Annotated in this window: 20 protein-coding genes; 11 read left to right on the top strand and 9 right to left on the bottom strand. The window is 67.9% G+C overall.

What is annotated here, in order from left to right:
• Nucleotides 1-231: 231 nt before the first annotated feature.
• Genes fadD4 through QRN63_RS06945 form a run of 3 tightly spaced genes read left to right on the top strand, consistent with a single transcriptional unit; the run spans nt 232 to nt 3,785 of the window.
• On the top strand, nt 232-1,749 hold the full coding sequence (gene fadD4 / locus QRN63_RS06955) for a fatty-acid--CoA ligase FadD4 (protein WP_267320100.1): 1,518 nt from the start codon (nt 232-234) through the stop codon (nt 1,747-1,749).
• Between the two features lies 1 nt (nt 1,750).
• Nucleotides 1,751-2,734: a MaoC family dehydratase gene (locus QRN63_RS06950; RefSeq protein ID WP_323849191.1), complete on the top strand. Its 984-nt coding sequence runs from the start codon at nt 1,751-1,753 to the stop codon at nt 2,732-2,734.
• 19 nt (nt 2,735-2,753) lie between these two features.
• On the top strand, nt 2,754-3,785 hold the full coding sequence (locus QRN63_RS06945) for a PucR family transcriptional regulator (RefSeq protein WP_267320101.1): 1,032 nt from the start codon (nt 2,754-2,756) through the stop codon (nt 3,783-3,785).
• Nucleotides 3,786-3,799: 14 nt separating this feature from the next.
• Here the strand turns inward: QRN63_RS06945 and QRN63_RS06940 are convergent, their stop codons facing one another.
• Nucleotides 3,800-4,228: a PaaI family thioesterase gene (locus QRN63_RS06940; protein ID WP_267320102.1), complete on the bottom strand. Its 429-nt coding sequence runs from the start codon at nt 4,226-4,228 to the stop codon at nt 3,800-3,802.
• A 209-nt stretch (nt 4,229-4,437) separates the two neighbouring features.
• Between QRN63_RS06940 and QRN63_RS06935 the strand changes: the two genes are divergently transcribed.
• From QRN63_RS06935 to QRN63_RS06920, 4 genes are read left to right on the top strand one after another with little or no spacing between them, the layout of a single operon-like run.
• A complete protein-coding gene (locus QRN63_RS06935; protein ID WP_285030138.1) occupies nt 4,438-4,998 on the top strand; it encodes a nuclear transport factor 2 family protein in 561 nt (186 codons plus the stop codon).
• Nucleotides 4,991-6,673 carry a steroid-22-oyl-CoA synthetase gene (casI, locus tag QRN63_RS06930; protein ID WP_285030137.1) on the top strand — a complete coding sequence of 561 codons (1,683 nt, stop codon included), beginning with the start codon at nt 4,991-4,993 and terminating at the stop codon, nt 6,671-6,673. Before QRN63_RS06935 ends, casI begins: the two co-directional genes overlap by 8 nt.
• 12 nt (nt 6,674-6,685) lie before the next feature.
• A complete protein-coding gene (locus QRN63_RS06925) occupies nt 6,686-8,236 on the top strand; it encodes an FAD-binding protein (RefSeq protein ID WP_285030136.1) in 1,551 nt (516 codons plus the stop codon).
• Between the two features lie 43 nt (nt 8,237-8,279).
• Nucleotides 8,280-9,425, top strand: coding sequence for a 3-ketosteroid-9-alpha-monooxygenase, oxygenase component (locus QRN63_RS06920; protein ID WP_285030135.1), 1,146 nt, complete (start codon nt 8,280-8,282; stop codon nt 9,423-9,425).
• 69 nt (nt 9,426-9,494) lie between these two features.
• Here QRN63_RS06920 and QRN63_RS06915 read toward each other — a convergent pair whose 3' ends face one another.
• Together QRN63_RS06915 and QRN63_RS06910 are read right to left on the bottom strand one after the other, a co-directional pair.
• Nucleotides 9,495-9,764, bottom strand: coding sequence for a hypothetical protein (locus QRN63_RS06915; RefSeq protein WP_267320507.1), 270 nt, complete (start codon nt 9,762-9,764; stop codon nt 9,495-9,497).
• Nucleotides 9,765-10,034: 270 nt separating this feature from the next.
• Nucleotides 10,035-10,952 carry an alpha/beta hydrolase gene (locus QRN63_RS06910; protein ID WP_285030134.1) on the bottom strand — a complete coding sequence of 306 codons (918 nt, stop codon included), beginning with the start codon at nt 10,950-10,952 and terminating at the stop codon, nt 10,035-10,037.
• A gap of 97 nt (nt 10,953-11,049) precedes the next feature.
• Here QRN63_RS06910 and QRN63_RS06905 point away from each other — a divergent pair, with 97 nt between their 5' ends.
• Both QRN63_RS06905 and QRN63_RS06900 read left to right on the top strand, forming a co-directional pair.
• Nucleotides 11,050-12,537, top strand: a complete 1,488-nt coding sequence (locus tag QRN63_RS06905) for an amino acid permease (RefSeq protein WP_267320505.1) — start codon at nt 11,050-11,052, stop codon at nt 12,535-12,537.
• A 44-nt stretch (nt 12,538-12,581) separates the two neighbouring features.
• The gene (locus QRN63_RS06900; RefSeq protein ID WP_285030131.1) at nt 12,582-13,940 is read left to right on the top strand and encodes a WS/DGAT/MGAT family O-acyltransferase; all 1,359 of its coding nucleotides are present in this window, start codon (nt 12,582-12,584) and stop codon (nt 13,938-13,940) included.
• A gap of 96 nt (nt 13,941-14,036) precedes the next feature.
• Here QRN63_RS06900 and QRN63_RS06895 read toward each other — a convergent pair whose 3' ends face one another.
• From QRN63_RS06895 to QRN63_RS06885, 3 genes are all read right to left on the bottom strand, one after another.
• Nucleotides 14,037-14,933, bottom strand: a complete 897-nt coding sequence (locus tag QRN63_RS06895) for a PDDEXK family nuclease (RefSeq protein WP_285030129.1) — start codon at nt 14,931-14,933, stop codon at nt 14,037-14,039.
• Between the two features lie 133 nt (nt 14,934-15,066).
• A complete protein-coding gene (locus tag QRN63_RS06890; protein WP_267320502.1) occupies nt 15,067-16,293 on the bottom strand; it encodes a septum formation family protein in 1,227 nt (408 codons plus the stop codon).
• An 89-nt stretch (nt 16,294-16,382) separates the two neighbouring features.
• Complete coding sequence (locus tag QRN63_RS06885; RefSeq protein WP_285030126.1) at nt 16,383-18,542, bottom strand: acyl-CoA dehydrogenase family protein; 2,160 nt, start codon at nt 18,540-18,542, stop codon at nt 16,383-16,385.
• A gap of 144 nt (nt 18,543-18,686) precedes the next feature.
• Between QRN63_RS06885 and QRN63_RS06880 the strand changes: the two genes are divergently transcribed.
• Both QRN63_RS06880 and QRN63_RS06875 read left to right on the top strand, forming a co-directional pair.
• Entirely contained in the window at nt 18,687-19,910 is a 1,224-nt protein-coding gene (locus tag QRN63_RS06880; protein WP_267320500.1) for an alpha/beta hydrolase, read from the top strand.
• A gap of 47 nt (nt 19,911-19,957) precedes the next feature.
• Nucleotides 19,958-21,376 carry a WS/DGAT/MGAT family O-acyltransferase gene (locus QRN63_RS06875; RefSeq protein WP_285030124.1) on the top strand — a complete coding sequence of 473 codons (1,419 nt, stop codon included), beginning with the start codon at nt 19,958-19,960 and terminating at the stop codon, nt 21,374-21,376.
• 29 nt (nt 21,377-21,405) lie between these two features.
• On the opposite strand, the gene QRN63_RS06870 is transcribed toward QRN63_RS06875, so the two are convergent.
• The 3 genes from QRN63_RS06870 to QRN63_RS06860 are packed head-to-tail and all read right to left on the bottom strand — an operon-like array spanning nt 21,406 to nt 25,012.
• Nucleotides 21,406-22,641 (bottom strand): alpha/beta hydrolase, encoded by a 1,236-nt coding sequence (locus QRN63_RS06870; protein ID WP_285030122.1) that lies wholly within the window; start codon nt 22,639-22,641, stop codon nt 21,406-21,408.
• Nucleotides 22,631-24,253: an acyl-CoA ligase FadD12 gene (gene fadD12, locus QRN63_RS06865; RefSeq protein ID WP_285030120.1), complete on the bottom strand. Its 1,623-nt coding sequence runs from the start codon at nt 24,251-24,253 to the stop codon at nt 22,631-22,633. Before fadD12 ends, QRN63_RS06870 begins: the two co-directional genes overlap by 11 nt.
• Before the next feature lie 6 nt (nt 24,254-24,259).
• A complete protein-coding gene (locus tag QRN63_RS06860; protein WP_285030547.1) occupies nt 24,260-25,012 on the bottom strand; it encodes a lysophospholipid acyltransferase family protein in 753 nt (250 codons plus the stop codon).
• Nucleotides 25,013-25,052: the final 40 nt, after the last annotated feature.

Here is a 25,052-nt window from a genome sequence, read left to right as displayed (position 1 = left end):
TACAGTCGCAAGTACGCGACATCGAGCGATAGTCGCATAGATCTGCAAAATATGTCGACCGGATACTGTTCTGGCGATTTGCTGGCAGTTTGCCAAAATTGCGGAAATAGCAAAATATCGGCAGCGTGCCGAACCCTGGCCGGAGTGCTGCGGCGGGGTGGGTGAAGGCCGGGGATGCCCACACATCCACGCTCTTGACAGGTGTCAAGTCACTTGTCGTAGAGTGCCGTCATGCAGATTCGCCAGCATGTGGGCAATGGAAAACCGGCCGTGATCCTGCACCCGTCCGGGGCTGTGGTGACGTTCGACGAGCTGGAGGCCCGAGCCAACCGGCTGGCGCATCACTTCCGGGCCAACGGGCTGGTCGAGGGCGATGTCGTTGCGATCCTGATGGAGAACAACGAGCACATGCACGCCGCGATGTGGGGCGCGCGGCGCAGCGGCCTGTACTACGTGCCGATCAACATCCACCTGACACCAGCCGAAGCCGCGTACATCATCGAGAACAGCGGGGCGTCCGCGGTGATCGGCTCGGCGGCCCTCGGCGACACCTGTGCCGGCCTGGCCGAGCACCTCGCCTCGGGGTTGCCGAAGCTGCTCATGATCGCCGACGGTGACCTGCCGGGTTGGGACCGCTACCCGGAATGCGTTGCGGCTCATGCCGATACGCCGATCGACGACGAGATCGAAGGCGACCTGCTGCAGTACTCGTCCGGCACGACCGGTCGTCCCAAGGGCATCAAGCGCGAGCTGACGCACCTGCCGCCGGCCGAGGTGCCCGGCCTGATGAAGATGCTGATGAGCTTCTGGCTTCCCAAGGACGCCGTCTACCTCAGCCCGGCGCCGCTGTACCACACCGCGCCGTCGGTGTGGTCGATGCAGATTCAGGCCGAGGGCGTCACCACGGTCGTGATGGAAAAGTTCGACGCCGAGGGCTGTCTGGACGCCATCGCGCGCTACGGCATCACCCACGGCCAGTTCGTGCCCGTGATGTTCACCCGTATGCTGAAACTGCCGCAGTCCGTGCGGGATTCGTATGACCTGTCGTCGCTCAAGCGCGTCATGCACGCCGCCGCCCCGTGTCCCGTGGAGATCAAGAAGCAGATGATCGACTGGTGGGGGCCGATCGTCGATGAGTACTACGCGTCGTCCGAGGCCATCGGCTCCACCCTGATCACAGCCGAGGACTGGCTGACCCATCCCGGATCGGTCGGCAAGCCGATGCTGGGCGTCCTGCACATCCTCGACGAGGACGGCAACGAGCAGCCGCAGGGCGTGCCCGGCGAAATCTACTTCGAGGGCGGGAACACCTTCGAGTACCTCGACGATGCCGAAAAGACCGCGGCCTCAAGGGACGCGCACGGTTGGGCCACCGTCGGTGACATCGGCTACCTCGACGAGGACGGCTATCTCTACCTCACCGACCGCCGGCATCACATGATCATCAGTGGCGGCGTGAACATCTACCCGCAGGAGGCCGAGAACGTCCTCGTGACGCATCCCCAGGTGATGGATGCCGCGGTGTTTGGTATTCCGGATGCCGAGATGGGCCAGAGTGTGAAAGCGGTTGTGCAGACCGTGGATCCGGCCGACAGCACCGAGGAATTCGGCGCCGAGCTGCTGAGCTGGCTGCGGGACCGGCTGACGCACTACAAGTGCCCGCGGTCCATCTCGTTCGAAGCGCAGTTACCGCGAACCGACACGGGCAAGCTGTACAAGCAATCGCTGATCGACAAGTACTCTGTGTGACGTGCCCACTGGCGGACCGTTTTTCGAGGACCTCAGAATAGGTCAGGTCTTCGACTGGGCGCCCGGCATGACACTCACCGACGGCACGGCAGCGGTGCACCAGGCCATTCTCGGCGACCGGATGCGGCTACCGCTGGATGCCGCCCTGGCTGCCGCGGTCACCGGATCGCCGCGGGCGCTGGTGCATCCGGCGCTCGTGTGTGACGTCGCGATCGGCCAGTCGACCTTGGTGACCCGGCGCGTCAAGGCGAATCTGTTCTACCGCGGACTGCGGTTCCACCGCTTCCCGCATATCGGCGACACCATCACCACCCGCACCGAAGTCGTTGGACTCAAACAGAATTCGGCCAAGCCGGGCAGGTCGCGCACGGGTTTGGCCGCCCTGCGCATGATCACCATCGACCAGGACGGCCGCACGGTGCTCGACTTCCACCGGTGCGCCATGCTGCCGTTGCGCGACGACGCCGGCGACACCGGCCACGCCGACGACCTCAGCACCATCGGCACTGCCGTGCCCGGACTTCCCGACCCGGCCGCAGGATGGAGTGCCGACGCCTGGCGCTCCGCGGTGCCCGGCCTGCATTTCGATCCGGAGCTCGCCGGCGGCGTGTTCACCAGCACGGCAGACGTCGTCAGCAGCGCCCCGGAACTGGCCCGGCTGACACTCAACGTCGCTGCCACGCACCATGATTCGCGGGTGGCCGGCAGCCGCCTGGTGTACGGCGGGCACACCATCGGCCTGGCATTGGCCCAGGCCACCCGGCTCCTGCCGAACATCGTCACCGTCCTGGGCTGGGAGTCCTGCGACCACACCGGCCCCGTGCACGAGGGCGACACCCTGTACAGCGAGTTGCACGTCGAAGCGGCCCACGAGACGCCGGGCCGTGGCGGCACGCTGGATCTGCGGTCCGTGGTGTTCGCGGCCGACGCCGACGGTCCCGACCGGCAGGTCCTGGACTGGCGGTTCAGCGTCCTGCAGTTCTGAGCATTGCCAGAATGGCGGCGTGAGCACCTTGCGGTTGTCCGGGCTGGGCAGTGACCCCGAGTCGGTGCTGCGGGTGGTCCGCTTCTTCGACGACCTCGATGCCACGGGCGTCGACGCGGTGTTGGAGGCGGCACAGGAGGTCGCCGGGTGTCCCGTCCATGTGCGCTGGGACGGCTCCGTGCCGGAGGTCTGGTTGGAGCGCGACGCCCCGGGCCACCCCTTGGACGGCGTGCTGCTCGACCGGGTGCGACACACGCTGGGGGACATCGGCGCCCGGGTGCCGCCCAGCTTCGGCGACCCGGCGCTCGTCGAGGTGGTGCTGTCCAGCCGCGAGCGCTCCGAGGATCGGGCGCGGGCGATCAGGCTGCTCGGGCTCGATGAGTCCCGCGAGGTCAGGGTACTGGCGGTGTCGGCGCAGTCGTCGCCGGAAGCCCTACGGGTCATCACGTCGGCCCTGAAGGCGGTGTCGGTGCGGACCGCGGACCTGGGCACCGCGACGGCGGTGCTGTGCCAGGGCCGCACCGATACCCGCGCGCTGTCCGACGAGTTGGACCAGGCCATCGTCACCGCGTTCCCGGCGCCGCTCCCGGTCGGCGCCGACCGGGGCCCGTGGGTCGGCCTCGGGGCGGCCGGCGGCGTCTTCGCGGCGCCGGCTTCGTGGGCTCAGGCCCTGCGGGCGCTGCGATTTGCGTCGTCGACCGGATTCGGGCGGCGCGCCGTCGCCTACGAGCGGTTGAGCGCGCTGGAGTTGCTCGCAGAGCTGCCGCCCGAGGCGACGCGCGGCAGTCACGCGCTGGCCCGCCTCAACGAGATCGCGGCGACCCCGGCGGGCCGGCTGCAGGTCGAGACGGCCGAGGCGTTCTGCGTGTTCGGTTCGCTGCGGCGGACGGCCGAGGAACTGCACGTGCACCACAGCACGGTGGCGGCGCGGCTGGCGCACATCGAATCCCAGTTGGGCTGGGACATGGACGATCCCCTGGACCGGTTCTCGGCGACCCTGGTGCTGATGATCCGGCGTATCGCGTTGTCGTCGGCGGAGCTGACGGACTGACCCGCGCGGCGTCGTCAGCCCTCGAACGGCACGATCATGAACGTGGCGGTGGACCGGGCCAGCACGCGCTCGCCGGCATCGACTATCGAGCATTCGCAACTGAGCAGCCGGCGACCGACATTGACCACCTGGGCTTCGGCGACCAGCGGCCCGCCGTGCGGCTGGCGGTAGTAGCGGACGTGCATGTCGGTGGTCACCGGGATTTCTGAGCCGAGGTCGAAGAGGCCTTCGAGACAGAAGCCGGAGGCAGCGTCCGCGAGGGTCGCCAGCATTCCGCCGTGGATGCCACCGGCTGCGAGCCCTTCGAGGTCCGGCGCGAGCGGCATCGACAGAATCGCGACGCCCTGCTCCTGCCACACCACGCTGAGCTGCAGGTGCCGGTGGACGGGGGAACGCCGCAGGTCTGCGGTCGCTTCGAGCGGATCGCGGAACGCGTGCACCATGGCCGGGCACCTCCTGTCGCGCGGGAGATCCGCATGTTATCGCCCTCGGCTACGGCCGGGCACCGTTTAGCTCTGCCCCGACGAGCGTCGGGAAAACTGCGCGCAAGATCCGACGTACGTCGGATGACCGGCTGCGGCCGGGTTCGTGATGATTGCCACAGAACGCTGAACAGCCCATGCTCAGTCCACAGATTCAAGGGAGTACCCACATGGCCGTCATCGACCCCACCAAGACCTGGGAACTGGTGGAGGAACGCCTGTCGCGCACCACGAACGAGCGTCATCGCCAGGTGCTGAGCATCGTGCTCGAGCACATGCAGGCGGAGGCCGTGCCAGACATGGATCGCCTGATGGCCACGCTGTCGCCGAACCCGGATTACCACTTCTGGTACGCCAACACCGACATGGGCCCGAAGACCACCGAAGGTGTGCGCGCCTACTACGAGGCGTTCGTGGCCAGCGGCGCCAATCACCTCGTCTTCGAGATCGATCGCCTCGCTGTCGACGATGATCTGGTGATGACCGAAGGCTGGATGAAGATGATCTACCCGGGTGCCGCCGCGCAGGCCATCGGCGTCGACGTCGACGACCCGAACGGCGATTACCTGCTGGTGTTCCGTCAGCTCATCAACTGGCCGATCGACGCCGACGGCCTGATCATCGGCGAGGACGCCTACCAGACCGGCCCGGTCAGCGTCACCAAACTGGGCGTGGCGGACCTGCCGCAGGCGTACCTCGACCAGAAGAACGCCGCTGTCGCCGATGCCTGAGCCGCGCGAGGACATCGCGTCCCTGCTGCTCGACCGCCTCGGCGACGAGCGGCTGGGTCTGCGCACCCGGGACCAGGACTGGACCTGGGACGAGGTGGTCCGCGAGTCCGCCGCCCGCGGCGCATACGCGGCCGAGTTGCGGGCCGAGGGCCCTTTCCATATCGGCGTGCTGCTGGACAACGTGCCCGACTTCACCTTCTGGCTGGGCGGTGCCGCCCTGTCCGGCGCGACGATCGTCGGCATCAACCCGACGCGCGGCAACGAGGGTCTGGCCGGCGAGGTCCGGCACGCGGACTGCCAGCTGATCGTCACGGATTCGGCTGGGCGGGAACGACTTTCGGGACTCGATCTCGGCTTGACACCCGACCGCATCCTCGTCGTCGACGACCCGGCCTACCAGGACGCGATTTGTGCACGAAAACCCGCGGCCGGCGCGGAAAATCGTGCACAAATCGCACCGGCCCACGGGGTCGACGACCAGTCTCTGCTCCTGCTGCTCTTCACCTCCGGGACCACCGGCGCGTCGAAGGCCGTCAAGTGCAGCCAGGGACGCCTGGCGTGGATCGCCTACTCGGCGGTGGAGAAGTTCCACCACGTCCGCGAGGACGTCGACTACTGCTGCATGCCGCTGTTCCACGGCAACGCCATCATGGCGCTGTGGGCGCCGGCGCTGGCCGTCGGCGCGACCGTTTGCCTGACCCCGAGCTTCTCGGCGTCCGGGTTCCTGCCCGACGTGCGGTACTTCGGCGCGACGTTCTTCACCTACGTGGGCAAGGCGCTCGGTTACCTGCTGGCCACCCCCGAACAGCCCGACGACGCCGACAACACGCTCAACCGCGGTTTCGGCACCGAGGCCTCGCCAGAAGACCAGGCCTACTTCAAGCGCCGCTTCGGCGCCGATCTCTATGAAGGCTACGGCTCCAGCGAGGGCGGCGGCGCTGTCGTGCTCGACCCGGACCAGCCCGAGGGGGCCCTCGGCCGTCCCGCCCATCCGGGCGTCGCGATCGTCAACCCGGAAACCATGATCGAATGTGTCCCAGCGGTTTTGGACCGGCACGGCCGCATCCTGAACCCGGATGACGCCGTCGGCGAGATCGTCGACAAGCTCGGCACCAAGAAGTTCGAGGGCTATTACAAGAACGACGCCGCCGACGCCGACCGCATTCGGGGCGGCTGGTACTGGACCGGCGACCTCGGGTACCTCGACGAGAACGGCTTCATCTACTTCGCCGGCCGGCGCGGCGACTGGATCCGGGTCGACGGCGAGAACACCTCGGCGCTGTCCATCGAGCGCGTGCTGCGGCGTCATCCCGAGGTGATCGCTGCCGGCGTGTACGCGGTGCCGGACCCCCGCTCGGGCGATCAGGTGATGGCGGCCATCGAGGTGGCCGATCCGATCCTGTTCGACGTCGACAAGTTCGTGCGGTACCTGAACGACCAGGACGACCTGGGCAAGAAGGGCACGCCGCGGTTCCTGCGGATCTCGGACTCGCTGCCGGTCACCGGGTCCAACAAGGTGCTCAAGCGTGCGCTGCAGGCGGACAAGTGGCACACCGAGGAGCTGGTGTACCGCTGGGTGGGTAGGGGGGTACCGGGGTACGGCCTCATGTCAGAGGATGCCAAGCGCGCGTTGGACGAGGAGTTCACGCAATACGGACGGCAGCGATATCTGTAGGGGAGCTTGGGCATGACGGACTGGGACGCGACGGTTGACGTGTTGGTGGCGGGTTCGGGTGGCGGTGGTGTCACCGGCGCCTACACCGCCGCGCGCGAGGGACTCGAGGTGCTGCTGGTCGAGGCCACCGACAAGTTCGGTGGCACCACGGCCTACTCCGGTGGCGGCGGGGTGTGGTTCCCCTGCAACCCGGTGCTGCAGCGGGCCGGTACCGACGACACCATCGAGGACGCGCTGGAGTACTACCACGCCGTCGTCGGTGACCGGACGCCGCGCGAGCTGCAGGACACCTACGTCCGTGGCGGCGCCCCGCTGATGGAGTACCTGGAAGCCGACCCCAACCTCAAGTTCGACATGCTGCCCTGGCCGGACTACTTCGGGAAGATGCCGAAGGCCCGGCTGGACGGTCAGCGGCATGTCGCGGCCCGTCCACTGAAGATCGAAAAGGCGCCGGAATTCAAGGAATTGGTGCGCGGCCCGCTCGACAACGACCGGCTCGGCGTGCCGCAGCCCGACGACTACTTCATCGGCGGTCGCGCACTGATCGCCCGCTTCCTGGTGGCGCTGAAGCAATACCCTTCGGCGACAACGCAACTGGGCACCGCTCTCGTCGAGCTGGTGACCGAGCACGGTGCTGTCGTGGGTGCTGTCGTCGAGACGGACGGGGTTCGCAAGGCGATCAGGGCGCGCAAGGGCGTGCTGCTCGCGGCCGGTGGCTTCGAGGGCAACGACGAGCTGCGGCGCAAGTTCGGTGTACCGGGCGAGGCGCGAGACACCATGGGGCCCTGGGGGAATCTGGGTCAGGCGCATGAGGCGGGCATCGCCGTCGGCGCCGACACCGATCTGATGGAGCAGGCCTGGTGGTCGCCCGGTCTGACCCATCCCGACGGTCGCAGCGCGTTCGCACTGTGGTTCACCGGCGGCATCTTCGTCGACCAGGACGGTAAGCGGTTCGTCAACGAGTCCGCGGCGTACGACCGCATCGGCCGCGTCGTCGTGGACCGGCTGGCCAAGGGTGAGATGGCGTTGCCGTTCTGGATGATCTACGACGACACCGATGCCGGCGTCCCGCCGATAAAGGCCACGAACGTGTCCATGGTGGAAACCGAGAAGTATGTCGACGCCGGGCTCTGGTACACCGCAGACACCCTGGATGAGCTGGCCGCCAAGATCGGCGTGCCCGCCGAGCAGCTCGCCGCGACCGTCAAGCAGTTCAACGAATACGCCGACGCCGGCTCCGATCCGGACTTCGGCCGCGGCGACGAGGCCTACGACCGCGCCTTCTCCGGCGGCGCGTGCCCGATGGTCCGGATCGACAAGGCGCCGTTCCACGCCGCAAAGTTCGGCATCTCCGACCTGGGCACCAAGGGCGGCCTGCGCACCGACACCACCGGCCAGGTGCTCGACACCGCCGGCAACCCGATCCCCGGGTTGTACGCGGCGGGCAACACCATGGCTGCACCGAGCGGCTACGCCTACCCGGGTGGCGGCAACCCGATCGGCACCAGCATGGTGTTCTCCCACCTGGCGGTGCTCGACATGGTCAAACGAGAGGCTTCGTAAGAGTCCTGGACCCAGGACTCCGCGAATTCGAAAGGGGCGCAAGATGACTGAGGCTGAGGTCAGGCACATCGATGCGGGTGTGGAGATGACGCGGTTCGCGCGGGGCTGGCACTGCATCGGGTTGGCCGAGTCGTTCCGCGATGGCAAGCCCCATGCGGTCGAGGCGTTCGGCACCAAGCTCGTGGTGTTCGCCGACTCGGCCGGTGCCATCAAGGTGCTCGACGGTTACTGCCGGCACATGGGTGGTGACCTGTCCCAGGGCACCGTCAAAGGTGATGCGGTGGCGTGCCCGTTCCATGACTGGCGCTGGGGTGGGGACGGCCGGTGCCAGCTGGTGCCGTATGCCAAGCGCACGCCGCGGCTGGCCCGCACCCGCACCTGGCTGAGCACCGAGGTCAACGGGCAGCTGCTGATCTGGCACGACCCGGAGGGTTCGACACCGGGGCCGGAGCTGACGCCGCCGACCATCGAGGGGTATGCCGAGGGCCGGTGGTCGCCGTGGCAGTGGAACGCGCTGCTGATCGAGGGATCGCACTGCCGCGAGATCGTCGACAACAACGTCGACATGGCGCACTTCTTCTACATCCACCACGCCTACCCGACGTACTTCAAGAACGTCATCGAGGGTCACACCGCGAGCCAGTTCATGGAGTCCAAGCCGCGCCCGGACTACGCGACCCGGGAGCTGTGGGACGGCACCTACCTGCGGTCGGAGGCGACGTATTTCGGGCCGGCGTACATGATCAACTGGCTGCACAACGATCTGGCCCCGAACTTCACCGTCGAGATCGCGTTGATCAACTGCCACTACCCGGTCACCCACGATTCGTTCGTGCTGCAGTGGGGGGTGGCGGTGCAGAACAACCCGGGGATGCCGGCGGACAAGACCGCCAAGCTCGCGGCGTCATTGAGCCGCAGTTTCGGGGACGGCTTCATGGAAGACGTCGAGATCTGGAAGAACAAGACGCGGATCGAGAACCCGCTGCTGACCGAGGAAGACGGCCCGGTCTACCAGCACCGCCGCTGGTACGAGCAGTTCTACGTCGACGTCGCCGACATCAAACCCGACATGGTCGCCCGCTTCGAACAGGAAGTCGACACCACCCACGCCAACGACCTCTGGCACGCCGAGGTCGCCCAGAACCTGGCCAACCGCGCCACCGTTGGCAAGGCGCACGTCGTCCAGTAGTCGCCGGACAGCACTGAGCCGCCCTCGAAATCGGGGGCGGCTCAGTGGTCAGGTCGGAGGTGTTCAGGCCTAGCGGGCCGGGTGCGCCTGGGGGCCCTGCACGATGGCGGCGAGCTGGCCCAGGTTCTGCAGCTTGTCCATGTCCGGAGCGGACGGGACCGGGACCGCCGAGAACGCCGGCAGTACCGGGTCGGCCGGCTTGTCCTGCAGCATGCCGAGGGCCATGTAGCCGGCCACGCCCAAGCCTGCCGCCGTCAGCACCACCACAGCGGTGGAACGCCGGAACAGCTGCCGCAGGGGGCCGATGTTTTCGGTCGTCTGATGGGTCAGGGTGGTCATTGCCGTGCCTCTTCTCGGTGAAGATCACGACCGAGTTGGTCGTTGGTCTCTTCAACAACCATGCGCCCTCAAATGCTTCCCCGCAAGGGTTTATTTGATCGGCTAATTTTCCGAAAATAGGCATTGACGTGCGCAAATATCAATTAGTTAATATAATCTAAGTAACGAAGATCACGCTGTTCCCGGGCCGCGGCGCGGGATCGGCAGTGCTGCAGGGGGTTGCGGCAGCCGCCGGCGTGGCCCGGCCTGCCGGTGGGTTAGCCGACGCGCCTAGCCGACGACGGCCGGGTTCAGTAGCGGCCGTAGGAACTCCACCTGGCTGGCAAAGAAGTCGCGGGCCACCTGGGTCTTGGCGGCGACGCCGTCGAACCCGTGATAGGCGCCCGGCACCACTTCCAGTTCGCACGGCACACCCGCCGCACGCAATCGCTCGGCGTACTCGACATCCTCGTTGTGGAAGACGTCGAAGGTGCCGACCCCGACCCAGGCCGGCGGCAGACCGGACAGGTCGGTCCGCCGGGCGGGGACGGCCACCGCGGGATCGGCGCCACCGAGGTATGCACCCCAGCCGAAGCGGTTCGACTTCTGCGTCCACAACCTGTGCCCCGGGTGGTCCAGCCCCGGCTGGCTCCCCGACCGGTCGTCGATCATCGGATACACCAGAAGCTGTGCCGCCAAGGGGACTTCACCACGGTCGTACGCCAGCTGGGCCAGTGCCGCGCTCAGCCCACCACCGGCGCTGGCGCCGCCGACCGCTACCCGGGCGGGGTCCACTCCCGGCAGGTCGACGAGCCACCTCAGCGCCGTGTAGCAGTCCTCGAGCCCGGCCGGATACGGATTCTCGGGTGCCAACCGGTACTTGACGGCGGCCACCGTGATGCCCAGCTCGTCGGCGAAACGCCGGCACAGCGCGTCGTCCTGCGCGGGGCTGCCGATGAGATAGCCGCCACCGTGGATCCACAGGAGCGCACCGCCGCTGTCGGCCCCGGCGGGCGGGCGGTGCAGCCGGATTCCGACGCCCGACGGCAGCGTCAGCACCTCGATGCCCTCGGGTGTGCGGCGTTCCATCAGTTTGGACAGCAGCCGGACAACGCGGATGTTCCACGGCGTGATGGGGCTGCGCGGCATGAACCGTGCGGCCCGCGCCAGCTCGGGGTGGAAGTCGACTGTTTGGGAGAGGCCCGACATTCGACCGACATTACCGACCTGGGCCGTCTCGGCGGGTTCACACACAGGAAACTCGTTGTCCTGCGCGAGACTGCGCATCAGTGTTCACTGAAACGCTATGACTTCCACGCCGCATACGCATGTCGAGCCACCGGGTCTGACGGCCGAGGACGCGGGCTACCACCACACGCTCAAACCGCGCCAGCTGCAGATGATCGCGATCGGCGGTGCCATCGGCACCGGCCTGTTCCTGGGTGCCGGCGGCCGGTTGCACAACGCGGGGCCAGGGCTGTTCCTCGTCTATCTGATCTGCGGCGCGTTCGTCTTTTTGATCCTGCGGGCCCTGGGGGAGCTGGTGCTGCACCGGCCGTCGTCGGGGTCGTTCGTGTCGTACGCGCGTGAATTCCTCGGCGAGAAGGCGGCTTACGTCGCCGGCTGGATGTACTTCCTGAACTGGGCCATGACGTCGATCGTCGACTCGACCGCCATCGCCACCTACTTCCACTACTGGACGGCGTTCGACGCGATCCCGCAGTGGCTGATCGCGCTGATCGCCCTCGCCATCGTGCTGAGCATGAACCTGATCTCGGTGACGCTGTTCGGCGAGCTCGAGTTCTGGGCGGCCCTGATCAAAGTTGTTGCGCTGGTGACCTTCCTGGTGGTCGGCACCGTCTTCCTCGCCGGCCGCTTCAAGGTCGACGGTCAGTCCACCGGCTTCAGCGTCGTCGCGGACCACGGCGGCCTGTTCCCGACGGGCCTGCTGCCCCTTGTCGTGGTGACATCGGGTGTCGTCTTCGCTTATGCCGCAGTCGAACTCGTCGGCACCGCGGCGGGTGAGACGGCCGAACCGCACAAGATCATGCCGCGCGCCATCAACTCGGTGATCTTCCGCATCGCGCTCTTCTACGTCGGCTCGCTGGTGCTGCTCGGCCTGCTGCTGCCGTACTCCGCGTACAAGCCGGGCGAGAGCCCGTTCGTCACGTTCTTCTCGAAGATCGGTTTCGAGGGCGCCGGCACCCTGATGAACGTCGTCGTCCTCACCGCGGCGTTCTCGAGCCTGAACGCCGGGCTGTACTCGACCGGCCGCATCCTGCGCTCCATGGCGATGAACGGCAGTGCCCCGAAGTTCACCGGCGTCATGTCCAAACGTGGTGTGCCGTACGGCGGTATCTGTCTCACTGCCAGCATCGGCCTCCTGGGCGTCGTGCTCAACGGCGTCGTGCCGGCCCAGGCGTTCGAGATCGTGCTGAACATGGCGGCGCTGGGCATCATCGCCTCGTGGGCCACCATCGTGATCTGTCAGTTGCAGCTGTTCCGCTGGTCGCAGCGGGGGGAGATGGTCAGGCCCGCGTTCCGGATGTGGGGCGCGCCGTACACCGGATACGCGACGCTGGCCTTCCTTGCCGCGGTGCTGGTGCTCATGGCGTTCGACAAGCCGGTGGGCACCTGGACGGTGGCGACACTGGTGATCATCATCCCGGCGCTGATCCTCGGCTGGTACGCCGCGCGCGGCCGGGTCCTGGAGATCGCCAAACAGCGGCAGGGCTTCACCGGCCAGTTCCCGGTGGTCGCCAACCCGCCGCCACCGGGCGAACGTCAACCTTGATGAGTTGACGTTTACGGCCGGCCGATTCGGGGTTTACTTGGCTGGTGGAGATCATGTCGCCGACCGATGCCATGTTTCTGCTCGGCGAATCGCGCGAGCATCCGATGCACGTCGGCGGCCTGCAGCTGTTCACCCCGCCCGAGGGATCCGGGCCGGAGTTCCTGCCCGAGCTCTATCGGGACATGTTGGCGCACACCGACTTCAACCCCACCTACCGCAAACGCCCGGCGCGAATTCTGGGCGGCATCGCGAGCTTCGGCTGGGCCTATGACGACGACGTGGACGTCGACTACCACGTGCGTCGGTCGGCCCTGCCCAGGCCGGGCCGGATCCGGGAACTACTGGAACTGACCTCCCGGCTGCATACCAGTCTGCTGGACCGGCACCGTCCGTTGTGGGAGACGTACTTCGTGGAAGGCCTGGACGACGGTCGGTTCGCCGTCTATTCGAAGGCCCACCACGCGCTGCTGGATGGGGTCTCCGCGCTGCGGATGGCGATGCGCACGCTGTCCGAGGACCCGGCCGAGACGGAGGTGCGGGTGCCGTGGGACCTGCCGTCCCGCAAGCGCGCGCCGAAGCAGGGCACATCCCTGATCGGTTCGGCGGTCGGCGCCGTCGGCGCGGCGGCCGGTCTCGCGCCGTCGACCTTCCGGGTGGCCCGCGCCGTGCTGCTGGAGCAGAACCTCACCCGGACCTTCAGCGCGCCGAAGACGATGTTCAACGTCAAGATCGGCGGCGCCCGACGCGTGGCGGCCCAGTCCTGGCCGATCGCCCGCATCAAGGCCGTCAAGCAGGCCGCCGCCGGCGTCACCGTCAACGACGTCGTGCTGGCCATGTGCTCGGGTGCGTTGCGCGCCTACCTGCTCGAGCAGAGCGCGTTGCCCGACGCGCCGCTCATCGCGATGGTCCCGGTGAGCCTGCGGTCCGAGGCCGACGCCGATGCCGGCGGCAACCAGGTCGGCGCGATCCTGTGCAACCTGGCCACCGACGTCAAGGATCCGGCGACGCGGCTGCAGACCATCGCCGACTCGATGCACGGCAACAAGCAGGTGTTCGCCGGGTTGTCGAAGACGGAGTCGTTGGCCCTGTCGGCGCTGCTGCTGTCTCCGATCGCGCTGTCCACTGTGCCGGGTTTCGTCGACGCGGCCCCGCCGCCGTTCAACATCGTCATCTCGAATGTGCCGGGGCCGCGGGTGCCGATGTACTGGAAGGGCGCCCGGCTCGACGGGAACTACCCGCTGTCGATCGCGCTGGACGGGCAGGCGCTGAACATCACGCTGGTCAACAACGGCGACAACCTCGACTTCGGGCTGGTCGGCTGCCGGCACAGCGTGCCGCACCTGCAGCGGCTGCTGGTTCACCTCGAAGATTCGCTGACGGACCTGGAGGCCGCGGTCCGCTAGTCGCAGCGGTCGCTGTCATCGGCTCGCGAAACTGACTGGGCGGCGGAAAACCTGGCTGGAAATCGCCACGTGGTCAGTCTGGGCGGTGGGCTCGGTTCATGAGGCGTACCGCCACGAGGACTCGGCGCAATCGATCCGCAGATCCACGTCGTCCACCGCGCCCCGCGACGTGCGGGCATGGGCAATCCTGCGGAGCACAACACCGGCGGGATCGCGCGAAGTGACGCGGATGACGTGCCAGCCCATCTCGACCATCTCCTCGATCCGGGCGATGTCCTTGCGGATCTGGTCGGGGTCCATGTGGTGCCGACCCTCGTATTCGACGGCGACCTGCAATTCCGGCCAGGCGAAATCGACGACGCCGATCAGCACACCGAATTCGTTGAGGATCGGATGCTGGCTCACCGGCCTTGGGAACCCCGCCCGAACAATGAGCAGTCGCAAGGCGGTTTCTTGCGGCGACTCGGCTTTCGGGTCGACCAGCGCGATGGACTTCCGTGCCTGCCGGATTCCGCGCTGACCTGGATGACGCTGTGCCGCCAATTCGATGTCGGCGACCGTTAGTTTCGTTGCTCGCGCCAGCGCGTCGATGGCGGCGACCGCCATGTCCTCGGGGAACCTGCGTGCCAGGTCGACCGCGGTGCGGGCCGCGGTGGTCAGCCGCAGATCGCCGATCTGACACACCTCATCGGCGTCGGGGTGGTCGGCCCACACCACGATGCCGCGCGTCGGTCGGCATGGGCTACCAATGATGTTGGCGGGCAAGGACGCATCGATATACCTGGCGCCGTGCATTGCCGCCGCTGAGAACCCCGCGAGAACTCCTGCGCCATGGGAGCGCAGCCATGCTGCCTTCGCCCGGATGATCGCGGTTGGGCGGGTTCCCTTCGCCACGTACACGTCTTTGTGGATTGCTACGTAAGACGTCCGCAGTTGATGACGGGTAAGGCGACCCGCCGACACTGCGGCACTCCCGATGAACGGCTCCCCCACGTCGGCAGTGTGCCCCGTGATTCGGCGACGAAGCCAGCATCTGTCGGTCCTCGCTGTGGATAACTCCCGCGAGACTGACTGGGTGGCGGAAAACCTGCCCGAAATTCTCCCTGTGGTCAGTCTCGGCGGCTGACTACAGCGGAGGCGGGGCCCAGGGCAGGGTGATGGGGGCCATGCCCGGGAGTTCGAGCACATGCGACGGCGGGGCCGGCTCGGCCGGTGGCGCCGGTTCGGCCGGGGGCGCCTGCGGAACGTGCGCCGGGTTGTCGACGGGCGACGCCGGGGCCGCCGGCGGCGCGGTGGTGTCGGTGACCGCGGGACTCGGTGCTTCGGCGGTGTGAGTCGCCGCCGACGAGGACGACGACGATGACGGCGACGACGACGACGCCGGTGCCGCCGCGGTACTCGGCGCCACGGTCGGAGCCGCGGCGGTGGTCGGCTCGCTGCTCGTCGGAGCGACGGTCGTCGTCGTGGCGGGCGGCGGAGGTGCGACCGGGTGCGCGGCCACGGGAGCGGGCACTGCAGTGGCGCCGCCGGGAGCCTTGACGCTGCCGGTCATCGGGCCGGGTGTCCGGGGTGCGAGTACGCAGAGCACCTGGTGGCTGCCGGCGGCCCAGCTGGCCGGTCCGATCGGCCGGTGGTTCAGGGTCAACGCGCTGCCGGCCAGGGTCTTCGGTGCGAGATAGGCGGCGGCCATCGTGACGCAGGCGGGCCGCAGCACGTCGTCCTGCTCGGCATCCGAGGGCGGCGGGCCGTCGTGGAAGTGCGCGCCGAGGTCGATGGGGCCGACGACCTCGACCGAGTGCGCCTCGGCGCAGTCCACGGGTACGAGGCCCGTCTGGCCGCCCTTCATGTCGGCTCCCAGGCAGGTGCCCGGCGGCCACACCCGCGACTGGTCCTGCTCGGCGACCTGCCCGCGGAACGGCAGCTGCTCGCCGTTCGGGCCGGGTAGTTGCAGTCCGCACAGCGAGATACGGGGCCCGGAACCCTCGCCCACCGAGCGCAGTAGGCCATACGCGAACCGGCCGTTGGGGTCGTAGTGCGAGCCGAGGTACCGGCGTCCCGACACCGCGCAGGATTCCTGGTCACCGTCGCCCTGGACCGCGTTGACGACCTCGAACAGGTGCGGGCTGCTGCACTGGACGAAGGCGGGGCGCTGCGGCGGCTCAGGTTGCCAGGTCAGGCAGCTGCCGGCATGGGCGCTGCGGAAGACGGCGTCGGTGTGGTCGTCGTCGGTCGCGCCGCCGGCGGACGGGCCCACTGCGGCCACGGTGACCACGCCGGCGATCAGCTGGGCGCACAGCAAAGCCGCTAGCAAAGCGCGGCGCTGCGTCCAGAACTTGACCGATAGCACACTCATCGGTGCCTAGCGTGACATATTCGACCGATCGGCGCAGCTTGGCGGATCGATCGCTACCGAGTCGGGGCCGAGTCGTGATGGGTGAGCGCCTACTTGAGCAAAGGGTCGCGGGGCAGTCCGAGAATGCGTTCGGCGATGGTGTTCCGGGTGATCTCCGAGGTACCGCCGGCGATGGTCATGGCGCGGTAGCCCAGGTAGGCCTGGGTGAGCGCGGGAGTTTGCCCGGTCACGGCCGCGGGGCCGGCCAGTTTCATGCCCAGCTCGGTCTGCCGCTGTCCCTGTTCGGCGACCACAAGTTTGGTGACATTGCCCTCGGGTCCCGGACCGGTGCCCGCGATGGCCCGGCTGATCCGGCGCAGATTCAGCAGCCGCAGGGTGTGTCCCTCGGCGATCACCGCGCCGGCCCGGTCGCGCAGCCCGGCCGCCAGCTCGGGCGGGGCCGCGTCCAGCAGGGTGATCAGGTCGTCCGCGCTGAAGCCGGACTGCGCACCCGAGCCGCCGCCGATCGACAGCCGCTCGTTTCCCAGCGTCGCCCGCGCCACCAGCCAGCCTTTGTTGACGTCACCGATGACGTCGGCGTCCGGGACGAAGACCTCGTCGAAGAACACCTCGTTGAAGTGGGCGTTGCCCGTCAGACCCTTGAGGGGGTTGACGGTCACGCCGGGCGCCTTCATGTCGATCGCCATCATCGTGACGCCGGCGTGCTTGGGCGCATCGGGGTCGGTGCGCACGGTGGCCAGGCCCCACTGGCAGTACTGGGCCAGGCTGGTCCACACCTTCTGGCCGGTCACCAGCCAGCCGCCGTCGACCTTCTTGGCGCTGGTGCGCACCGCGGCCGCATCCGAGCCGGCCTCGGGTTCGGAGAACAGCTGGCACCACATGATCTCGCCGCGCAGCACCGGGTACACCCAGCGCTCACGCTGCTCGTCGGTGCCGGCCTGGGCGATGGTCAGCGTCACCCAGCCGGTGATGCCGAGGTCGGGCCGCTCGACATCACGAAACTCCTCTTCGATGGCCAGCTGTTCCAGCACGCCCGCGTCGCGGCCCCACGGCTTGGGCCAGTGCGGCACCAGATAGCCGGAGACGACCAGAAAGTCCCGCTGCTTGTCGTCGGGCAGCGACCGCAGGGTGGCGACGGCGTCGCGAGCGGCGGTGCGATATTCGGCGGCCTCCTCGGGCAGCGCGAACGACGCGCTGTGGGCGCGCCCGGTGCGCTGTCCCTCGACCACATCGGCCAACGGGTCGGCGCCGTCTCCGGTCAGTGCGGACAGCGTGAGAGCGCGGCGCAGATACAGATGCGCGTCGTGTTCCCAGGTGAAGCCGATGCCGCCGTGCAGTTGAATGTTGTTCTCGGCGTTGAAGATCTGACTGTGCATCGCCTGAGTGGCGGCCACGGCCGCGCCGAACCAGGCATCGTCCAGATCGTCGGCGCGGGCCGCGTCCCACGCGGCGGCAGTGGTGAGTTCAGCGGCCACCAGCATGTTGGCGGCGTGATGTTTGACGGCCTGGAAGGTGCCGATGGTGCGGCCGAACTGCTCGCGCACCTTGGCGTATTCGACGGCCATCTCCAGCGCCGCCCAGCTGACGCCGACGGCCTCGGCGGCGGCCAGGACGCGAAAAGCGGTGTGCGCCTTGGTCGCCGCACCGCGGATGACGGTGATTGCCGCGGCCTGGTCCAGCGTCACCGAGCCGATGCTGCGCGTGGTGTCCGTCCCGTCCAGCGGCGTGACGGTGACGCCGGTGGCCTGGGCGTCGACGACCACCACGTCGTCACCGGCGACCAGGACGAGCAGCGTGGCATCCGGGGCGCCGAGCACCGTCGGGCTCTCGCCGAACACCGTGTGGCCGGCGATGTGGACGTGGCCCGACAATCCCAGCGCGGCGACGGTGGTGCCGTCCGCCAGCCCGGGCAGCAGCGCGGCGCGCAGTTCGTCGGTTCCGCACCGGTCGATGACGACGGCGGCGGCGACGGTGGGCAGGAACGGCCCGGGACACAGTTCGCGGCCCTGCGCCTCGAGCACCACCGCCAGCTCGGGCAGCCCGAAACCGGCGCCGCCGTAGGCCTCGGGGATGGCCAGGCCCTGCCATCCGAGACCGGCGGCGGCCGTCCAGAAACCGGCCGGATGCGACGGCCCACCCTCGAGCGTGGCGCGGGCGGCGGCCCGGCTGCCGAGCCGGTGCAGCAGTCCCGTTGCCGAGTCCGCGAGGTCGTTGTGGTCGTCGGTGATCGCCAGCGCTGAGGTACCCATTGCTCGACTGTAAGCACGACGGTACGACTTCGAATAGGCCCTGATCAGCTGTGATGCAGTTCACAAACGAACAGTCGTCGAACTGTGACCGCGAACTTCCCGTGGCCCCGAAACTGCGTGGTCAGCCCGGTGTACGCTCGCGAAATGACGGCTCGACCGAACAATGATGTTCACAGCCCTTCCTTGGCCACCAGGCTGCGCTGGTTCATGGCAGCCAAGCCCTCCGATCACCTGTTGGCCATGGCCACGGCGGCGGCCTCGCTGCCGGTGATCGGCAAGAGCCTCGAGCCGCTCGGCGGCGCCACCGCGATGACCCTGTGGGGCATGCGGCACGTGCCCAGCTTCTGGGCGTCGACGTCGAAGGCGCTGTTCACTCCCAGCGTCGCCGAGATCCGCCGGGCCGAGCGGGACTCCACCAACGAGGTCGTCCGGGCCGCACTCACGGGCGTCGTGCCCCCCGCCGAACTCGACATCGAATGGCCCGCGCCCGAGCGCACGCCGCCGTTCTGGCGGGCGCGCGAACATCGGCGCCAGGTGCACCGCACCTCGGTGCGCTACGGCGACAGCCCGTCGCAGCTGCTGGACGTCTGGCGTGCCGACGACCTGCCCAGCGAGCCGGCCCCGGTCCTGATCTACCTGCCCGGTGGGGCGTGGGTGCACGGCAGCCGGCTGCTGCAGGGCTACGCCCTGATGAGCCACCTGGCCCAACAGGGCTGGGTCTGCCTGTCCATCGACTACCGCGTGGCCCCGAATCACCGCTGGCCGCAACACATCACCGACGTCAAGACCGCGATCGCCTGGGCCCGGGCCAATGTCGACAAGTTCGGCGGCGACCGCAACTTCATCGCGATCTCCGGTGGCTCGGCCGGTGGTCACCTCGCCGCGCTGGCCGGCCTGACGGCCAACGACCCCGAACTGCAGGCGGAGCTGCCTGAGGGCGCCGATACCTCGGTCGACGCCGTCGTCGGCATCTACGGCCGCTACGACTGGGAGGACCGGTCCACCAAGGAGCGCGAGGAGTTCGTCGACTTCCTCGAGCGCGTCGTGGTCCGGCGCCGCATCGACAAGCATCCGGAGATCTACCGGCAGGCCTCGCCGATCGCGCGCGTGCACCGAGATGCGCCACCGTTCCTTGTCATTCACGGCAGCGGCGACAGCGTCATCCCGGTGGCGCAGGCGCGGGACTTCGTGCACGAGCTGCGCGCGGTGTCCGCGTCGACGGTCAGCTACATCGAATTGCCCGGTGCCGGACACGGTTTCGACATGACCGACGGTGCCCGCACGGGTTCGATGGCCACTGCCATAGGGTTGTTCCTCGATGAGGTTCGCCGGAACCAGAACCAGCACTGCGTCGAAGAGGTCGTCTAGACCATTCGACCGGCCGAGGTTCTGACCCGAAGCGCAGGAGAGGTCGAGTGAAACGACTGAGTGGGTGGGATGCGTTCCTCCTGTATTCGGAAACGCCCAACGTGCACATGCACACCCTCAAGATCGCCGTCATCGACCTGTCCGGCTTGGGGGACCGCACCTTCGGCATCGACGAATTCCGCCGCGTCCTCCGGGAACGACTGCACAAACTGGAGCCCTTCGGCTATCAACTCGTCGACATCCCGTTCAAATTCCACCACCCCATGTGGCGGGAGCACGCCGCAGTCGATCTCGAGTACCACGTCCGGCCGTGGCGCGTGGCCGCCCCGGGTGGCCGCCGCGAACTGGACGAGGCGATCGGCGAAATCGCCAGTACCCCACTGGATCGCAGCCGTCCGCTGTGGGAGATGTACCTCGTCGAAGGTCTGGCCAACGGGCGGGTCGCCGTGGTCGGCAAGATCCATCACGCGCTGGCCGACGGGGTGGCGTCCGCCAACCTGCTGGCACTCGGCATGGACATCACCGAGGGTCCGCAGCGCGATCAGGACCTCTACATCGCTGATCCGGCGCCGTCGCGCGGCGAGCTGGTGCGCTCGGCCTTCGTCGATCACCTCCGGCAGATCAGCCGGATTCCCGGCGTGGTCAAGTACACCGCCGACGGCATGGCGCGGGTGCGTAAGAGCACCCGCAAGCTGTCGCCCGAACTGACCCGGCCGTTCACCCCGCCCCCGAGCTTCATGAACCACGTGCTCACTCCCAGACGACGTTTCGCCACAGCCACTCTGGCGCTCGCCGATGTCAAGGAGACCAGCAAGAAGCTCGGCGTCACCATCAACGACCTCGTGCTGGCCATGTCGTCGGGCGCGCTGCGGGAGCTGCTGCTGAAGTACGACGGCAAGGCCGACCACCCGCTGCTGGCGTCGGTGCCGATGAGCTACGACTTTTCGCCGGATCGTATCTCCGGCAACCGATTCAGCGGCGTGCTGATCGCGCTGCCGGTCGACGTCGACGACGCCTCGCAGCGCGTCCAGCAGGCCCGCGAGGCCGCCCTGCTGGCCAAGGAGAGTCACCAGCTGGTCGGCCCGGAGCTCGTCGCCCGGTGGGCGGCCTACATGCCGCCGGCGCCGATGGAGGCCATGTTCCGCCGGCTGTCCAACAAGGACGGGCAGAACAAGGTGCTGAACCTCAACATCTCCAACGTTCCCGGACCCCGGGAAGTCGGCAAGGTGGGCGGCGCGACCGTCACCGAGATCTACTCGGTCGGCCCGCTCACGGCGGGCAGTGGCCTGAACATCACCGTGTGGAGCTATGTCGACCAGCTCAACATCTCGGTGCTCGCCGACGGTTCGACCACCGATGATCCGCATGAGGTGACCGCCGGCATGGTCGAGGATTTCAAGAAGATCCGCAGGGCGGCAGGGCTTTCCGAGGAGCTGACGGTCGTCGAGACCGCCATGGCGCAGTAGGGTCTGCGCCCCGGCGGGCGGTTTCGCCGCTAGCCGACGCCGTCCCTGGGGACCGCTACGTGCCCCTTCTCGGCCCGCACCCATTCCAGGAACCGCGTGATGGCCTCGGCGGTGTAGCGGCCGTGTGCCGAACCGAAGACGTCGAATGCGTGTTGCGCGTTGGGGATCTCGGCGTACGCCACCGGCGCCGGTGACTGCGCCCGCAGCGCGGCGACGAAATCGCGTCCCTCCTGCACGTCGATCAACGTGTCGTTGGTGCCGTGCAGTACGAAGAACGGCGGGGCGTCGGGGCCGATCCGCTTGATGGGAGAGGCGTCGAGGAACACCTTCGAATCGTTGGCGAACCGTTTCTTGATGATCAGTTGCTCGAGGGCGCGCATCATCTCGGCGCGCCCGGGGCCTTCGAACCCGAACCAGTCGTACCGGCCGTACACCGGAACCGCGGCTACCACCGACGTGTCGGCGTCCTCAAAACCGGGCTGCCACTGGGTATCCCCGGGCGTCAGGGCTGCCAGTGACGACAGATGGCCGCCCGCCGAGCCGCCGCTGATCGCGACGAAGTCGGGGTCGCCGCCGTACTCGGCGATGTGCTCCTTGACCCAGGCCAGTGCCTGCTTCACATCGATGATGTGCGCCGGCCACTGATGTTTCGGGCTGACGCGGTAGCCGATGGACACGCAGATCCAGCCGCGGTCGGCCAGGGCACCCATCAGCGGGTACGCCTGCGGCCGGCGATCGCCGAGCATCCATCCGCCACCCGGAACCTGCAGCAGCACAGGGGCTTTGCCGTCGCTCGGTAGGTCCGGGCGGCGCCAGATGTCGGCCAGGTTGGCGCGGTGCGGGCCGTACTTGACGGTGTCCTTGTTGTATTTGCGGCGCGACAGCATGGTGCGCCCGATGCCGGGCAGGCGCGGGACGCCCGGGTCGGTGGGGTTGCGCGGACCGATGACGTCGGTCAGCGGCTTCTCGAACGCCGGCTGCGAGCTCCGGCTACGGGCGAAGATGTACCCCAGGATGGCCCACGTGATCGCGTTGATAGCCAATGCGATTCGGCCACCGGCGCCGGAGAAATCACCGCGCCGGCCGCGGCGGATCGCGGACAGCATCGAGGAACTGAGCACGAAGCCGGCCGCTTCACTGGACGGCCAGCCGTAGGCGAACGCGACGATGCCGGGGTTCCCGGAGCGGGCCAGCGGGCTGGCCGCGTTGGTGGCGTTGACGAGTCCGAGGACGGCCCGCAGCAGGGTCACCGACTTACGCGCCATCGGCCAGCGCCTTCAGCTCGCGGCGGTCGATCTTCCCGGTACTGTTTCGTGGCAGCTCGCCCAGCACCGTAATCGACCGTGGCACTTTGTAATTGGCCAGGTTGTCGCGCACGTGCTGCTTGAGTGCATCCGCGGTGACGGCTGAACCGTCTGTCAGCACGACGAACGCCACCAGGCGCTGGCCGTACTGCTCGTCGTCGACACCCAATACGGTGGCCTCGGCCACCTCGGGATGAGTGGACAGCGTCTTCTCCACCTCGATCGGGTAGACGTTCTCGCCGCCCGACACGATCATCTCGTCGTCGCGGCCCACCACGAACAAGCGGCCGGCGGCATCGAGGTAGCCGACGTCGCCCGATGACATGAAGTCGTCGTGGAAATCCTTTGTGGCACCGGTGGTGTAGCCATCGAACTGCGTGGAATTGCGCACGTAGATGGTGCCCACCTCACCCGCCGGCAACTCCTTGAAGTCGGCGTCCAGGATCTTGATCTCGGTGCCCTCGGCCGGACGGCCGGCGGTGTCGGGGGCGGCGCGCAGGTCGGCCGGTGTCGCGGTGGCGATCATGCCGGCCTCGGTGGCGTTGTAGTTGTTGTAGATGACGTCACCGAACTGGTCCATGAACGACGTGACGACATCGGGGCGCATGCGCGAACCGGAGGCCGCGGCAAACCGCAGCGAGCGGCCGCTATAGCGGTTGCGGATGTGGTCCGGCAGTTCCATGATGCGGTCGAACATCACTGGGACAACACACAATCCGGTTGCCTGGTACTTGTCGACCAGCGCCAGCGTGGCCTGCGGGTCGAACTTGCGGCGGGTGACGACGGTGCACGCCATCGACGCCGCGAACACCAGTTGCGAGAAGCCCCACGCGTGGAACATCGGCGCGACGACGACGGTGGTCTCCTCCGTGCGCCACGGTGTGCGGTCCAGGATCGCCTTCAGCGCGTCGAGGCCGCCGCCGGAATGCTTGGCGCCCTTGGGGGTTCCGGTGGTTCCGGAGGTCAGCAGGATCACCCGGCTCTTCTCGCCGGTGCGCCGGGGCTGTACGCCCATGTGATCGATGATGAGCGACTCGACGGTGAGCGGGTGGTCTTCGGTGTCGGTCCAGGCGACGATGCGGCTGACGGGGCGGCTTTGATCCTGCAGCGCACGATCCACCGTCGCGGTGAACTCTTCGTCGTAGATGATGACGTCGACGTTCTCGCGCGCCACGACCTCTGCCATCGCGGGCCCGGCAAAAGAAGTGTTGAGCAGCAACACATCTGCGCCGATGCGGTTCGCTCCGATCAACGCGTCGACGAAGCCGCGGTGGTTACGCGCCATGATGCCCACGACCTTGGCCGAGGGCAGCATCTGCAGGGCGGCGGCGAACGCGTCGCCACGCTTGTCGAGCTCGCTGAAGGTCAGCGTGCCCAGCTCGTCGATCAGGCCGGGACGGTTACCGCAACGCTGCGCGGAACTTGCGAAACCCGAAGTGACGCTCATGTTTTCGCGCGCCATGGCGCCGGCGATCCGGATGTATTTGTCCGGACGGAGTGGGGCGATGACGCCGGCCCGGACCATGGTGTTGACCAGGCCGGCGGTCGCGGCCAGCTTGTCGGTGATACCCACGGCCGGTCAGCCTAGTACCGGGAAGCGGCGCTCTTCGGCGAGTTCGTCGAGAGCGACCTGCATGACCTTGCGGACATGCGCGTCGACCGCGTCGATGTCGGGTTCATCGCCGGACGCGAACGCGATGGCGGCGGGATCGACGGGCGGCAGCACCTGCATGACGATCTTCGAGGGCAGCGGCACGTTGAACGGCAGCACGGCGGACAGCCCGAACGGCAGGCCGATGGACAGCGGCACGACCTTGGCACGGGCGGCGCGCGCGATGGGGCCGAGGGCCTTGGCGATCTTCTCGCCGCGGGTGAGGAAGATTTGGGTCTCCTGGCCGCCGATGCCGACCATCGGCACGATCGGCACGCCGGCGTTGATGGCGGCCTTCACGTAGCCCTTGCGGCCGTCGAAGTCGATCTTGTTGGCGTCGGTCGACGGCCGGTAGACGTCGTAGTCACCGCCGGGGAACACGACGACGAGGCCGCCGGAGCGCAGCGCCTCGTCGGCGTTCTCGTGGCTGGCCAGGATGTAGCCGGTCTTCTTGAAGAAGTCCGCGGTCGGGCCGACCATCAGCATGGCGTGGCTGAGGGTGTAGACGGGGCGGTCGTAGCCGTACTTGTCGTAGAAGTGCGACGAGAAGATCGGCACGTCCATGGGCAGCATGCCGCCGGAGTGGTTGCTCACCACCAATGCGCCGCCCAGCGGAATGTTCTCCAACCCGCGGACCTCGGAGCGGTGATAGATCTTCAGCAGCGGGCGGAGAATTCCCATGACCTTCTCGGTCAGATCGGGGTCGAATTTGGTGATTTCG

This window comes from Mycolicibacterium sp. lyk4-40-TYG-92 (genome assembly GCF_030209435.1).
In the GTDB taxonomy this organism is placed as follows: Bacteria; Actinomycetota; Actinomycetes; order Mycobacteriales; family Mycobacteriaceae; genus Mycobacterium.
This window is presented reverse-complemented; position numbering and strand designations above follow the sequence as displayed.

What these genes read in the sequence shown, in the direction of transcription:
- fadD4 (WP_267320100.1), top strand. Translation starts at nt 232, where the DNA reads ATGCAGATTCGCCAGCATGTGGGCAATGGAAAACCGGCCGTGATCCTG.
- QRN63_RS06940 (WP_267320102.1), bottom strand. Translation starts at nt 4,228, where the DNA reads ATGGTGCACGCGTTCCGCGATCCGCTCGAAGCGACCGCAGACCTGCGG.
- QRN63_RS06935 (WP_285030138.1), top strand. Translation starts at nt 4,438, where the DNA reads ATGGCCGTCATCGACCCCACCAAGACCTGGGAACTGGTGGAGGAACGC.
- casI (WP_285030137.1), top strand. Translation starts at nt 4,991, where the DNA reads ATGCCTGAGCCGCGCGAGGACATCGCGTCCCTGCTGCTCGACCGCCTC.
- QRN63_RS06925 (WP_285030136.1), top strand. Translation starts at nt 6,686, where the DNA reads ATGACGGACTGGGACGCGACGGTTGACGTGTTGGTGGCGGGTTCGGGT.
- QRN63_RS06920 (WP_285030135.1), top strand. Translation starts at nt 8,280, where the DNA reads ATGACTGAGGCTGAGGTCAGGCACATCGATGCGGGTGTGGAGATGACG.
- QRN63_RS06915 (WP_267320507.1), bottom strand. Translation starts at nt 9,764, where the DNA reads ATGACCACCCTGACCCATCAGACGACCGAAAACATCGGCCCCCTGCGG.
- QRN63_RS06910 (WP_285030134.1), bottom strand. Translation starts at nt 10,952, where the DNA reads ATGTCGGGCCTCTCCCAAACAGTCGACTTCCACCCCGAGCTGGCGCGG.
- QRN63_RS06905 (WP_267320505.1), top strand. Translation starts at nt 11,050, where the DNA reads ATGACTTCCACGCCGCATACGCATGTCGAGCCACCGGGTCTGACGGCC.
- QRN63_RS06890 (WP_267320502.1), bottom strand. Translation starts at nt 16,293, where the DNA reads ATGAGTGTGCTATCGGTCAAGTTCTGGACGCAGCGCCGCGCTTTGCTA.
- QRN63_RS06885 (WP_285030126.1), bottom strand. Translation starts at nt 18,542, where the DNA reads ATGGGTACCTCAGCGCTGGCGATCACCGACGACCACAACGACCTCGCG.
- QRN63_RS06880 (WP_267320500.1), top strand. Translation starts at nt 18,687, where the DNA reads ATGACGGCTCGACCGAACAATGATGTTCACAGCCCTTCCTTGGCCACC.
- QRN63_RS06870 (WP_285030122.1), bottom strand. Translation starts at nt 22,641, where the DNA reads ATGGCGCGTAAGTCGGTGACCCTGCTGCGGGCCGTCCTCGGACTCGTC.
- QRN63_RS06860 (WP_285030547.1), bottom strand. Translation starts at nt 25,012, where the DNA reads ATGGGAATTCTCCGCCCGCTGCTGAAGATCTATCACCGCTCCGAGGTC.